Origin of the sequence: Pseudoalteromonas shioyasakiensis (assembly GCF_001550135.1) — a bacterium.
Taxonomy (GTDB): domain Bacteria; phylum Pseudomonadota; class Gammaproteobacteria; order Enterobacterales; family Alteromonadaceae; genus Pseudoalteromonas; species Pseudoalteromonas shioyasakiensis.
Window position 1 is genome coordinate 47276 of sequence record NZ_LRUE01000013.1, and the last position, 13763, is coordinate 61038.

Annotated in this window: 12 protein-coding genes; 5 read left to right on the forward strand and 7 right to left on the reverse strand. The window is 41.8% G+C overall.

Annotation, left to right across the window (positions count from 1 at the left end):
* Positions 1-165: 165 nt before the first annotated feature.
* From fba to PASHI_RS05535, 5 genes are all read left to right on the forward strand, one after another.
* Positions 166-1230 (forward strand): class II fructose-bisphosphate aldolase, encoded by a 1065-nt coding sequence (fba, locus tag PASHI_RS05515; RefSeq protein WP_054560883.1) that lies wholly within the window; start codon positions 166-168, stop codon positions 1228-1230.
* A 400-nt stretch (positions 1231-1630) separates the two neighbouring features.
* Positions 1631-2581 (forward strand): porin, encoded by a 951-nt coding sequence (locus PASHI_RS05520; protein WP_062564849.1) that lies wholly within the window; start codon positions 1631-1633, stop codon positions 2579-2581.
* A gap of 146 nt (positions 2582-2727) precedes the next feature.
* Positions 2728-3417 (forward strand): phosphate regulon transcriptional regulator PhoB, encoded by a 690-nt coding sequence (gene phoB, locus PASHI_RS05525; protein ID WP_054551169.1) that lies wholly within the window; start codon positions 2728-2730, stop codon positions 3415-3417.
* A 56-nt stretch (positions 3418-3473) separates the two neighbouring features.
* Positions 3474-4805: a phosphate regulon sensor histidine kinase PhoR gene (phoR, locus tag PASHI_RS05530; protein ID WP_062564850.1), complete on the forward strand. Its 1332-nt coding sequence runs from the start codon at positions 3474-3476 to the stop codon at positions 4803-4805.
* Between the two features lie 91 nt (positions 4806-4896).
* Positions 4897-5865, forward strand: coding sequence for a PstS family phosphate ABC transporter substrate-binding protein (locus tag PASHI_RS05535; RefSeq protein WP_062564851.1), 969 nt, complete (start codon positions 4897-4899; stop codon positions 5863-5865).
* Positions 5866-5917: 52 nt separating this feature from the next.
* Here PASHI_RS05535 and mdoH read toward each other — a convergent pair whose 3' ends face one another.
* The 7 genes from mdoH to pcnB form a co-directional block, all read right to left on the reverse strand.
* Positions 5918-7900, reverse strand: a complete 1983-nt coding sequence (mdoH, locus tag PASHI_RS05540; protein ID WP_062564852.1) for a glucans biosynthesis glucosyltransferase MdoH — start codon at positions 7898-7900, stop codon at positions 5918-5920.
* Positions 7872-9590: an OpgD/OpgG family glucan biosynthesis protein gene (locus PASHI_RS05545; RefSeq protein ID WP_062564853.1), complete on the reverse strand. Its 1719-nt coding sequence runs from the start codon at positions 9588-9590 to the stop codon at positions 7872-7874. Before PASHI_RS05545 ends, mdoH begins: the two co-directional genes overlap by 29 nt.
* A 346-nt stretch (positions 9591-9936) precedes the next feature.
* Complete coding sequence (locus PASHI_RS05550; RefSeq protein WP_372799652.1) at positions 9937-10137, reverse strand: hypothetical protein; 201 nt, start codon at positions 10135-10137, stop codon at positions 9937-9939.
* A 96-nt stretch (positions 10138-10233) separates the two neighbouring features.
* Positions 10234-11085 (reverse strand): pantoate--beta-alanine ligase, encoded by an 852-nt coding sequence (panC, locus tag PASHI_RS05555; RefSeq protein WP_062564855.1) that lies wholly within the window; start codon positions 11083-11085, stop codon positions 10234-10236.
* On the reverse strand, positions 11086-11880 hold the full coding sequence (gene panB / locus PASHI_RS05560) for a 3-methyl-2-oxobutanoate hydroxymethyltransferase (protein WP_062564856.1): 795 nt from the start codon (positions 11878-11880) through the stop codon (positions 11086-11088).
* Between the two features lie 29 nt (positions 11881-11909).
* Positions 11910-12398 (reverse strand): 2-amino-4-hydroxy-6-hydroxymethyldihydropteridine diphosphokinase, encoded by a 489-nt coding sequence (gene folK / locus PASHI_RS05565; RefSeq protein ID WP_062564857.1) that lies wholly within the window; start codon positions 12396-12398, stop codon positions 11910-11912.
* 2 nt (positions 12399-12400) lie between these two features.
* Positions 12401-13687 (reverse strand): polynucleotide adenylyltransferase PcnB, encoded by a 1287-nt coding sequence (pcnB, locus tag PASHI_RS05570; protein WP_244269378.1) that lies wholly within the window; start codon positions 13685-13687, stop codon positions 12401-12403.
* Between the last annotated feature and the right edge of the window lie 76 nt (positions 13688-13763).

Genomic DNA, 13763 nt, shown 5'->3' on the forward strand with positions numbered 1-13763 from the left:
ATTACGCTGGTTTAGCTGTTAATAAAATACCTCTCACCCTCGTTTTATTTACAGCTGTTACGGTAGGCGCGAGCTTTTCGTGATGCAGTGATGCATCAAAAAATAACTTATCCGTTCAAACTAGATAGTAGGAAACTACTGTCGATACAATTTGGAGAATACCAAATGGCTTTAATCAGTATGCGACAACTTCTTGATCATGCAGCTGAAAATGGTTACGGCGTACCTGCGTTTAACGTTAATAACCAAGAGCAAATGCGTGCAATTATGGAAGCGGCTGACAAAACAAACAGCCCGGTAATTGTACAAGGCTCAGCAGGCGCACGTGCCTATGCTGGTGCCCCTTTTATTCGTCATATGATTTTAGCAGCCGTTGAAGAATGGCCTCATATCCCAGTTGTAATGCACCAAGACCACGGAACTTCACCAGGTGTATGTCAGCGCTCAATCCAGTTAGGCTTTTCGTCAGTTATGATGGATGGCTCATTAATGTCTGATGGTAAAACCCCTTCAAGCTACGAATACAATGTTGATGTAACACGTCAAACAGTTGAAATGGCACATGCTTGTGGTGTGTCTGTTGAAGGCGAGTTAGGTGTTTTAGGTTCACTGGAAACAGGTGAAGCAGGTGAAGAAGACGGCGTTGGTGCTGAAGGTAAATTGTCTACTGATCAAATGCTAACAGATCCTGAAGAAGCCGCTGATTTCGTTAGTAAAACTAAGGTTGATGCACTTGCTATTGCTTGTGGTACATCACATGGTGCGTACAAGTTCACTCGTCCACCAACAGACGATATCTTAGCGATTGATCGCATTAAAGAAATCCACGCGCGTATTCCTAACACACACTTAGTAATGCATGGTTCGTCTTCTGTGCCACAAGAGTGGTTAGAAGTGATTAACCAATACGGTGGCGAAATTCCTGAAACGTATGGCGTGCCAGTAGAGCAGATCATCGAAGGTATTAAATATGGTGTTCGTAAAGTTAATATCGATACCGATCTTCGTTTAGCATCAACAGGTGCAATTCGTCGTCACTTAGCTTTAAACCCAGCTAACTTTGATCCACGTAAATACTTAGCTGAAGCAACGAAAGCAATGACAGAGATCTGTGTTGCTCGCTACGAAGCATTTGGTACGGCAGGTCAAGCTGGTAAGATCAAGCCAATCTCTTTAGATGATATGCATCTTAAATACTTATCAGGTGAACTTGATCCACAAATCAAGTGATTGATAGTAAAGTGAAAAAGCCGGCTTTATGCCGGTTTTTTATATGATTCGATCAAGGCGGATCAGCGATATACTTACTCGTGTTTTTCAGGATCACTGTTTTACTAACCTTAGCTTTCACGGATCATTATTTTACTAGTTGTATACTGATCACAGGCTTTTCTTTGCTCATCTTTTAAACGAAATGCTGAGCGCCTTAACATTAAATCAACAAGTTATCTTATTCTCTAAGTAAAAAACTGATCTGAAGTTGATCTTCTTAGTAAAAATCTGATCCTGATCTGATTAAGTTGGTAGATCAGTGATCCGTGATTTTTATGTGAAATATCTCCTCCTCGGCTTGACCAAAAGCCCTTTATGTTCGATTTTTAAGTTATTGCTTAAATTGAGGATCGCTACCATGAATAAACCTGCCATGATGTTGTCGAGCTTTGCAATGTGCATTATTTCTTTTCATAGTGCTGCCGAAGCTGTAGATGTGTATGGTCGGGCCCATTTAGGGGTTGCTAATAGCGACACTGGCGATGGCAGCGAAACTTCTATTGAGAGCTATAACTCTCGTATGGGGATCAAAGGCAGCGGTGAAATAAGCGATGGGTTAAAAGCCGTATATAAGTTTGAATTTGCAGTAAATGCGGCAGATCAAGATAGCGATGGTAAAACTGAAGAGAATATTACTGCGCGTAATCAATATGTTGGTCTACAAGGCAGTTATGGGCAGGTAGTGCTTGGTCGTCACGATACGGCATTAAAAGTATCGCAGGGTAAAATTGATTTAATGAACGACTTTAATGGTGATGTTAAAGCCTTGTTCAATGGTGAAAATCGCCTTGGTGATGTGGTTCATTACAGTTCGCCAATTGTTGGCAATATGCAATTTGTGGTCACCTATATTGCTGAAGATAACTCCAAACAAGATGAAGAAACCGGTGTTTCTGCGGCATTTATGTATGGTGATAGTAAATTTAAAAAAGCGCCTTACTTTGTAAGTGTTGCCCACGACAGTAAAGTAGCCGGTTATGATACAACACGGTTTACGGCGCAAGGCCAATTAGGCGATTTAACCCTAGGCGGTATGTATCAACAAAGCGAAAAAGTCACAGGTTCTGACAAAGAAGATGGCTTTTTGGTGAGCGCATCTTACAAAATAGATAAATATAAGTTGCTGGCGCAATATCAAGATACTGATGGCAGCTTTGGTAAATTGAAAGATTCGGGTAGCGGTACTTCTGTTGGTGTTGAACGAAGCCTGTCAAAACAAGCACGTATGTACATGTGGTATACGCAATTTTCACTAGATAATAATGCTGATGAAGATCATCTTGCAGTCACTTTAAGGTATGACTTTTAATCCGAAATTTACTATTTAAGCGTAAAAAATGGCTATTTTTGCTTTGATTCTTTTGCGCTTTTTCAATTACTCGTTAGACTTTCATAAAAATGTCATACTTAGTCATAATAATGAAACCAGTTCGCTAACGAAAGAGATAAATTGGAATGTCACGTAAAGTACTAGTCGTCGATGACGAAGCGCCTATCAGAGAGATGCTGGTTTTTGTTTTAGAGCAAAATGGTTTTCAAGCAATTGAAGCAGAAGATTATGACTCTGCGATTGAAGCTATGGTTGAACCATACCCAGATATGGTTTTATTAGATTGGATGTTACCTGGTGGTAGCGGTATTCAAATTGCTAAGAAATTTAAGCAAAACGAATATACTCGTCAGATCCCTATCATTATGCTGACTGCTCGCGGTGAAGAAGAAGACAAAGTACGCGGCCTTGAAGTAGGTGCTGATGATTACGTAACCAAACCATTTTCTCCTAAAGAATTAATGGCGCGCATTAAAGCGGTTATTCGCCGTGTTTCACCAACCTCATTAGAAGAAGCCATTGAAGTTCATGGCTTACGCCTTGACCCAATCTCACACCGTGTAACATCAGAAGGTAGTGAATTAGATATGGGGCCTACTGAATTTAGATTACTACATTTCTTCATGACGCATCCTGAACGTGTTTACAGCCGTGAACAATTACTTGATCATGTATGGGGAACAAATGTATATGTAGAAGACCGTACTGTTGATGTACATATTCGCCGTCTACGTAAAGCGATTGCACCATTAGGGCATGACCGTTTAGTGCAAACCGTTCGCGGTGCAGGCTATCGTTTTTCAAGTAAATTATAAGTGTCATGGCAATGACCTTAACAAGCTAATTTACATACTTAAGGTAAAGTGAGTGTATGTATCGAGTAGTGAATAAACAGGCGTTAGCAAAACGCCTGTTTATGTATTTCTTACCCTTGTTATTAGTTGGCGTACTTGTAGGTGCGCCTTTTTTGCTTTTATTTTTAGGCTCTTTTGCACTTTTAATTTGGCATTATCATCAATTATATCGCCTCAGCGATTGGCTCCTTAATCAACGTAGTTTTAACCCACCCGAAGGGGAGGGAGCGTGGGAGCAAGTCTTTGAAGGGATCTATCATTTACAACACCGCAACCGTAAAAAACGCAATGAATTGGCAGACTTAATACGCCGTTTTCGTGATGGTGCCGAAGCTGTGCCTGATGCGGTTGTCGTATTACAAAAAGATCTTAGCATTATTTGGTGTAACCAATTGGCTTTAAAGGTTTTAGGTTTACAATGGCCTACCGATCATGGGCAACGCTTAGATAATCTTATTCGCGATCCTAAGTTTGCAAAGTACATGCATAAAGCTTGTTTCGATGAACCGCTCGAGCTTGATGGTGGCCACAGCTACGATCAAACCTTAGAGTTTCGTGTTATGCCCTATGCGAGTTCACAGTTGATGATGGTGGTGCGTGATGTTACTCGCTTAAAGCAACTTGAGCAGATGCGTAAAGACTTTGTGGCCAATGTTTCTCATGAGCTGAGAACACCGCTTACTGTGGTAACCGGTTACTTAGAAATGCTTGATTCAGATAGCTTACCACCTCCTGCAATGTGGCAAAAAGCGCAAACAACCATGCTTGAACAATGTAAGCGTATGGATAGCTTGGTCAATCAATTACTGTCTTTGTCGCGTATTGAAGGGGCACGTCGTCAAGATAACGATAAGCCTGTCAATGTGCCGCAGCTTCTTACCTATATTCAAACCGAAGCACAGTCATTGAACCAAGACAAAGGCCATGAGCTTATATTTAATGTTGATACGAGTTTAGACATTAAAGGGGCCGAAGACGAATTACGTAGTGCCTTTTCTAACCTTGTTTTTAATGCCATTCATTACACCAAGCCAGGTGGCAAGATTGTGGTTGATTGGCAGCTTAAAAATAACCAAGCCGCATTTAGTGTGACTGATAATGGTGATGGTATTGCCGCAGAGCATATTAACCGTTTAACCGAGCGTTTTTATCGTGTCGATAAAGCTCGTAGCCGAACGACAGGTGGGTCTGGGCTAGGTTTAGCAATTACAAAACATGTACTTACAAGGCATGACAGTCGATTAGATATCAGCAGTAAATTAGGACAGGGCTCTACCTTTGCGTTTGCATTTGGTAGCGAAAAAGTCGTACGTATTGAAGAAAAAATAGAAAAAACTGCAAAGTCATAAAAATGTCATTTAAGGGTAATCTAACTGTCATCTAGTGTCATTAGAGTAGACCGCAGTTAGGAAATGGGACGAACAAATCGGAGTAACCCCTATGAAATTCAAAAATCTCGTTGCCGCAATGGGTGTGGCTGTAACAACATTTGTATCAGCACAAGCAGCTGCAGTTGATAAAGATATGCCTGAGTACACTAAAACAAGTGGTATCTCTGGTAACTTCTCATCTGTTGGTTCTGACACTCTTGCAAACATGATGACGTTCTGGGCAGAAGAGTACAAACGCTTCTATCCAAACATAAACATTCAAATCCAAGCAGCGGGTTCTTCAACTGCTCCTCCAGCATTAACTGAAGGTACAGCAAACTTCGGCCCAATGAGCCGTCGTATGAAGTCAAAAGAAATCGAAGCATTCGAAAAGCGTTACGGCTACAAGCCAACTGAAGTTCGCGTTGCAATCGATGCTCTAGCTGTATTCGTACACAAAGATAACCCAATCAAAGGTTTACGTATTGACCAAGTTGATGCGATTTTCTCTTCTACACGTAAATGTGGTGCAAGTGAACAAGTTAACCGTTGGAGCGAAGTAGGTCTTGAGGGTGATTGGGCTGCAAAAGATATCCAGCTTTACGGTCGTAACTCAGTATCAGGTACTTACGGTTACTTCAAGAAGAAAGCCCTTTGTAAAGGTGACTTCCGTAACAATGTAAACGAACAACCAGGTTCTGCATCTGTAGTACAGTCAATCTCTTCTTCTGTGAACGCGATTGGTTACTCAGGTATCGGTTATAAAACATCAGGTGTACGTACAGTACCACTTTCTAAGAAAGGCGATAACTTTGTTGATGCAACATTAGAAAATGTAGCAACAGGTAAATATCCACTATCTCGTTTCTTATATGTTTACGTGAACAAGCACCCTAACAAGCCGCTTTCACCAATCGATGCAGAGTTCTTAAAAATGGTTCTTTCTGTAGATGGTCAAAAAATTGTTGAGAAAGATGGTTATGTGCCACTTTCAGGCAAAATGGCAATGGCTGAACTTAAAAAGCTAGGCCTTCTGTAACAACCATACAGACATAGATGAAAAAACCGCTCATTGAGCGGTTTTTTTTCGTTTAGCTTTTGGCAAAGAGCTTGGCTTTAATACGTTGCTGAGCAATACGTACTTGCTTGCGCTTTTTGCCTGAGGGTGCCTTAAAGCTTTGAATAGGCATTACCGTTGGGTATTCATTAGGTAATGCTGGTACATTAAAGTCAGCGTGTTCATCTTTTGGCAAGCCAATTTCTTGTTGATGTACACGAAGTGCCGCTAAGGTATCATCGTTTTCAACTTCACTTGGACATAAAAATAAACCCATTTTTCGCATTTTCACACCTAAGCCGATGCTGCTTGAATAGCGTACAATTGGCGCTGCTAAAATAAGGCCTACTAAAATAGGTGATAACCACCAAAAGAAAGTCGGTGTGTAATAGTAGGCAACCGAACCCCAGATAATCGCGGTAATAGTCGAAAATAACGTATAACCAATCGCTTCTTTCCACGGCACCATTCTGCCTTCGCGAGGTTGTGCATCCCAGCTAACTTTTTTGCCTAAAAATACGCACACTACAAAGTAGCTATGAAACACCATCATTAAAGGGGCAATCACAATCGCAAAAATAGTTTCGATGAGTGAACCGGCAATTAATTTCATCGTACCGCCAAAGGCTTTATTACGATGCACTAAAGTCACAATTACGCCCATTAATTTAGGCAGTAACAACAATACAGCTGTAATAAATAACAACGAATCAATTAAATCCGTTTTAGCAATTTGCCAGGTTGGGAAAAGTTGATAAGCATGATTAAAGTACACGTCGCTATTAAGTGCACGAGTTACTGCATCTAAGGTACTTAATGCCAGCATAGATAACCAAATCAACGATGAAATATAAGCTGTGGCACCAAATAAAAAGTGCATTTTACTCATTAGCTTAAGACCTGATTTAGGCAGTAAACCTAAATGCTGGATATTACCTTGCACCCAACGTCTATCACGAATCGCGTAATCGAGAATGTTACTTGGTACTTCTTCGTAACTGCCTTCAACATCGCTAAGCAGTAACACATCCCAACCACTGCGGTGTAGCAGAGAAGCTTCTACAAAGTCATGACTTAAGATCTCACCACCAAATGGGGCATTACCTTTTAAAACAGGTAGGCCGCAGCACTTTGTGAATGCTTCAACGCGAATAATCGCATTGTGGCCCCAGTAGTTTGCTTGGTTTGTTTGCCAAAAAGCAGAACCAGTTGCCAGCATTGGGCTATATAAAATTGATGCAAACTGTAAAAAACGACCAAAAAACGTGTCTTGGCGAACTGGAATAGGGATCGTTTGGATCAAGCCTGATTTTGGATTGCTGATCATGCTAGAAGTCAGTTCAAGCATACATTGACCCGTCATAATGCTATCGGCATCAAGCACAATCATGTGATCGTACTGGCTACCCCAACGTTCACAAAAATCAGTTAAGTTACCCACTTTACGGTGTTTATTATCTTCACGGCGACGATAAAAAGTATGCTTTGCTAAATCACCTAAGCGCTCAGTAAGTGCATTCCACGCTTTAAGTTCATTACGTGCAATTTCAGGGTCTTGCGTATCACTTAGCAAGTAAAAGTCGTAATGCGGCATTTGCCCTGTTTTAGCCAGCGAGCGTAAACTTACTTCAAAACCGGCGATGACACGCTCTGTATCTTCGTTGTAGATAGGCATAACAATGGCTGTTTTAGTTTGGCTCAAGGCATGCTGATTAATCTCGATTGGCTTTTGACGTTTTAAGGTCAACGGGTCAATACGAAATAATTGCAAGATAAAGCCCATACAGCCACTACAAAAGGCTGTAACAATCCACGCGAAGGTAACTGTAAATAATGCCAGTAAAGCGTACTCAAGCGGTGTCATGCCGTTTGAATTTAAAATATCGAACATGATCCACACGCCATAGGCGGTAATGGTAAGCGCTAGGCTCGAAAAAAGCCAAGCGCGGGTCTTCTTAAATGGCATTGCTGTTGCCTTTAATGCTTTACTATTGGACGTCGTTTGGATACCAGACATAGCTCCATACCTCGCTGATTTCTTTATCACGTAGTTTTAACGATAAGCGCATATCAACAGGCTTATCTCCCTCTGGCGCCACTTTAAATGCTACGCGCCATCCTTGATTGTTTGGTAACTGCTGTACCGTTTTATCGCTTATTTGCCCAGCTGAGAGTGTAAGATCCGCCTGCATGGCAAAATTAGCAGATAGTTGATTAATCGTTTCGCCACTAAAATCAACGGTAAATTGGCGGTGGCTTTTTGGTGGTGGATTGTCTTCACCAGGTAATGCTGCACTACCAATTCGAGTTCTTAACACACTCGCTTTATCTTGAGTTGCAAGTGTGGCATTGAAAGTCGACAGCTTGTAACTAAAACTTAAGCTGTCACCAGCTTTCATTGGCTGCTCTGGCACCCAGTAGCTAACAATATTGTCGTTAGTTTCGGTATCTGTTGGGATCTCTACTAACTCAACACGCCCTTTACCCCAATTACCCACTGGCTCAATCCACATGCTCGGACGGTTGTGATAATGCGCTTCGGTATCAAGGTAGTTATTAAAATCTCGGTCTCGCTGCGCAAGGCCAAAGCCTTTAGGGTTCGCGTAGCTAAACGAAGTCACGCTCAATTTCTTCGGGTTATTCAGTGCACGCCAAATCCATTGACCTTGTTCTGATTGCATTAATAGGCCATCAGAATCATGTACTTCAGGGCGGTAATCATCAAAAAACTTAGTACTATTTTCACCGTGGTAAAACATACTTGTTAGCGGGGCTATGCCGAGCTTTTTAATGTCTTTACGGGCAAAAATTTGCATCTCGGTTTTTACTTCAGTGTTAGTAGAAGGTGTTAGTTCAAAACGATAGGCTCCCGACACTGAAGGGCTATCTAATAATGCATAAAGCACGATGGTAGTATCTTCGGGTGCAGGTTTTACTAACCAGAACTCTTTGAATACAGGAAATTCTTCGCCTGAGCTCAGTGCTGTATCAACTGCAAGACCTCGAGCTGACAGACCATATACTTGATGCGGGCCAACTAAACGAAAATACGAAGCACCTTGGAACACAGCTACTTCGTCTTTGTACTGGTTGTTGTTCAGTGGAAAATGCAAACGAAAACCTGCATGGCCAAGTTGTGTATTGGCAATAGCGGTGCTGATCTCTTGCTCTAACGGGGCAGCAGTTGCATCGTAACGATAGTAATCTGTTTTAAAAGGTAAACTTTTTACTTCGGCATTTTGCTCAAGAGTATTAATTGCAACCGGTGAGCGATATAAGAAGCCTGGGTGGAATAACTGCACTTCATACAGGCTTTGATCTTTCCAAATTGCTTGCTCAGTACGAAAACGAATTGCACGGTAGTCCTGATAACCAATGCTAGTTAATGCTTCAAGCTCTAACTCCTTAGGGGCTACATACGGCGCAGAGGCTAATTTCTTCGCACGTGCAGTGATAACTTCAAATAGCTTTTCTTCTGGAATCGTGATCATTGCAGGCTTAAGCTCAACCGCAGCACTATCCTTTACTTGCTGTTTTTCATTTTCGGTTGCTTGAACCTCAGCGGCTGTTTGTTCTGTTTCAGTTGCTTTTGGCTGATCTGGTTCTTCAACTGCGTAACTATGACCTGCGCTGATGGCTAATAATACGCCCAAGAAGGTCTTCTTTTTAATAGCGCTGAAGAGCTTAGTTCGGGTTTCTGGTTTCATTCAATTTTCCTTTAGCCGTAAATCACGTTAATTCTTTCATATCTCATAGCAATTACTGGACCCAAAATAAAAACTAACAATCTCAATGGCTTTGAGTTGGTGCAGCTAAATGCGAAGAGTAAAATTTTGAAATTAGTGCGAAACAATTACACGGTTGCAGTTGTTTATTCGTCACCAATATGGAGAAGTTTAATGAACGAAAGCTTGCCCTAATATGAATAGCTTAAAGGGTAAACAAAAATATGAACAAAATTACCAGAGGCTTAATTGTGCGAGTGAAATTGTAATCGTGAGGGGGAGTGCAGGCACCGAATAGGTTTTCAGTGCCTTAAAAAGCGAGTCGTTGTTATTTAACTTCGCCTAACTTTTCTGCATTGGCTTTACATTGGTTGTAAGCTTCAATGCACTTGTTGCTACAGACTTTATGAACTAAGCCATCAGCGGTGCTTTGTTGCTCACAGCTCGCTTCGCATTGATAGTTTTGCTGAGCACATTGCTGCATTTCTGGGTTGTCAATTTTGTTTGAGCAGGCAGACAGTAATGTCATAGCAAACAATGTTGCTGCAATTGCTGGTAATTTTTTCATGCTTATCCCTAGTTTATGTCTTTTCTTTGCAATCCATCTTACCCAGATTGTTGCTATTTAATCCAGCTCAACTTGTAAATTGTCAATTAAACGTACTGAGCCCAAATAAGCAGCAGCTAAAATAACAAGTTGTTTGTCAGCCACGGTGGCTGGTTTTAGTGTAGAGCGCTCTGCAATCGAATAATAGTCAGGTTTTAGTCCTGCCTTTTCAAGTTGTGCTTTTGCATCTGCCTCAAGAGCTGCAATGTCTGCGCTGCCTTGTTTAAGTGCCGTTGCAGTATTATTTAGTGTGGCAAACAGTACTTTTGCGGTGTCTTTTTGCTCATCAGATAAATAGCCATTACGAGAGCTCATTGCTAAACCAGAGATTTCGCGGCAAGTAGGTACGCCAATAATTTCAACTGGGATAGATAGGTCGCGCGTCATGGTTTTAATAACCTGTAGCTGCTGAAAATCTTTTTCACCAAAACAAGCAAAGTCAGGTTGTACTAAATTAAATAATTTAGTGACAACGGTTGCAACGCCTTTGAAGTGACCAGGACGCGAGCCTCCACAGTAACCCATAGAAACCCCCGGTACATCGACAAAGCTTTGCTCGCCTAAACCATTTGGGTAAATTGTTTCAACGGATGGGGTAAACACGATATCAGTACCAAGATCTGCTAAACCTTGTTTATCTTCGTTTAGTGTACGCGGGTAACTATCAAGGTCTTCGTTGGCACCAAATTGCATCGGGTTTACAAAGATACTCACAACCACTTTATCAGCCAATGTTTTGGCTTTTTCAACAAGTGAAAAGTGACCTTGGTGTAAATTGCCCATGGTAGGCACTAGCGCAATGCTCAGGCCCGCTTGACGCCAAGCTTTGATTTGGCTGCGTAACGATTTAATTTCAGTGATTGATTGCATTTATTTAAACTCGTGTTCGGTACTTGGGAAAGCACCACTTTTTACATCTTCACAATACTTTTGCACTGCTGCTGGCATATTGCCGGTTTCTAATAAAAAGTTCTTTGAAAACTTAGGGATATAACCTGCCGAAATACCAACTAGGTCGTGCATTACTAAGATTTGGCCATCAGTTTGATTACCTGCACCAATACCAATGGTAGGAATGTTTAGCTCATCAGTAATACGTTTAGCAAGCTCACTTGGAATACATTCTAAAACAAGTAACTGTGCACCTGCCGCTTCAAGTGCTTTCGCATCGCTGACCATTTTATCGGCTTGAGATTGCTCACGACCTTGAATTTTAAAACCGCCAAAAACATGCACTGACTGAGGTGTTAAGCCTAGGTGGCCACATACTGGAATACCTTGTTGGGTCATTGCACGAATGCTGTCGTGCAGCCATTCGCCACCTTCAAGCTTAACCATGTTTGCCCCAGCACGCATCAGCTCTGCTGCATTTTTACAGGCATCAGCTGGGTTGGCATAGGTCATAAATGGTAAGTCAGCAATCACAAATAATTCGCGGCTACCGGCACGCACACAGCGAGTATGGTATGCAATATCTGTGTTGGTTACAGCAAGGGTGTCATCAGCACCTTGCAATACCATGCCTAGTGAGTCACCGACTAAGATCACCTCGACGCCATTATCATGAAACAATTTAGCAAAGCTGGCGTCGTAAGCCGTTAATGCGGTGATTTTTTGTTGTTCTTGTTTCATTTTATTCAAGGTTGAAACGGTGATTTTAGACATAATTTCCTCTAAGGCTTAGCCTTGGTTGATTACTGCTGAGGGAGTTGTTGTAAATCGTTTAAAGGCAACGTTTTTGTTATATCAGCAAGTGATTGATTATTCGGTAGTACAAGTGTTGGTGCAATTTCCAACAAGGGATAAACAACAAACTCTCGCTCTGTTAGGCCATAATGAGGCACAGTTAAGCGAGGGGTGTCTATCACGTCATTACCGAACAATAAAATATCTATATCAAGGGTACGCGGACCCCAGCGTTCTTCTTTTCTAACACGGCCATGCTCAAGCTCAATGGCTTGAGTTAAATCAAGTAACTGCTCTGGCTTAAGTGCAGTTTTAACACACGCGACTGCATTTACATAATCGGGTTGATCTTGTGGCCCCATTGGTTTGCTTGCGTAATCATGGGATACACAAACAAACTCAACATCTTTTAATGCTTTTAGGGCAGTGACAGCAGCATGAATTTGTTTACGTGGTGTGTTTAAGTTGGCACCTAAACCTAAATAAACGGTATGCATACTTAGTCTACTTTTTTCTTGCGTGGGCGACGACGGCGCTTAGGGCCACCTTGGTGTCCTAAGTTTTTAACCATCTCTTTTTGGCCATTAATGTCTTGGCTTAGGTAGGTTGTCCACCAATCAGCAAGCTCTTTTTGTTGCTCTTCGCCAGCTTGCACACGCAGTAATAAGAAATCATAAGCGGCTTTGAAGCGAGGCTGTTGAGTGAGCCTATAAGCGCGCTGACCACCTCGTTTATCAAGGCGTTGCTGAATATGCCAAATATCGCGTGCACCCAAGGTGAAGCGTTTTGGTACTGCTACCTGTTGCGCGTTTTCACTCTGCACTTTGTTCATTGCTTGTGCAAATGCATCGTACTCTGAAAGTTGGTCGCGTTGTTGTAACTTCTTCGCAATGCTCTGCAATGGGAACCACAATAAGGCTGCAAAAATAAAGGCTGGGGTGACTTTTTTATCAGCATTAATACGTTTATCGGTGTTTTTAAACATTTGCAGGATAAACGTATGCTCAAAGCCTTCAGGGTTGGCATCTAAGATTTTATCAAGCGCAGGAAATAATGCTTTGAATAAACCATATTGGCGTAGCATTAAGTAGTTTTCTTCAGCTTTGCCGTTTAAAAACAATTTGAGTGATTCTTCAAACAAACGAGCTGGCGGAATATGATCAAGTAAGTTAGCAAGGCTTTTAATTGGCTTTTCGGTGCCAGGTGCAATGCTCATTCCTAGTTTGGTGGCAAAACGCACTGCACGTAACATGCGCACAGGGTCTTCACGGTAACGTGTTTCTGGGTCGCCAATCAGCTCAATTTGTTTTGCTTTTATCGCGCTAATGCCATTGGCATAGTCATAAATACAAAAATCGTTAATTGAGTAGTAAAGTGCATTAATCGAAAAGTCGCGGCGCTCGGCATCTTCTTCGATGCTGCCATAGACATTGTCACGCAGGAGTTGGCCGTGTTCACTTGATTGACTAATTTGATTTTTGCTTTCTTCGGCTTCGTGATGGCCACGCATGGTCGCCACTTCAATAATTTCTCGACCAAACACGATATGGGCTAAACGAAAACGGCGACCAATTAGGCGACAGTTACGAAATAGCTTTTTGATTTGCTCAGGGGTTGCGTTTGTTACAACGTCGAAGTCTTTTGGTTGTTGGCCTAACAATATATCTCGAATACAACCACCTACAAGGTAGGCATCAAAACCACCTTCTTTAAGGCGGTACAATACTTTGATTGCATTTGGGCTAAATTGTTTGCGCGAAATACCATGTTCACTGCGCTCGATCACCAAAGGTAACTCGCTCGTTGGCAAAGCATCACTTGATGTCGTGGCATTTGGGCCAATAATCTGCCGACAAAATTGA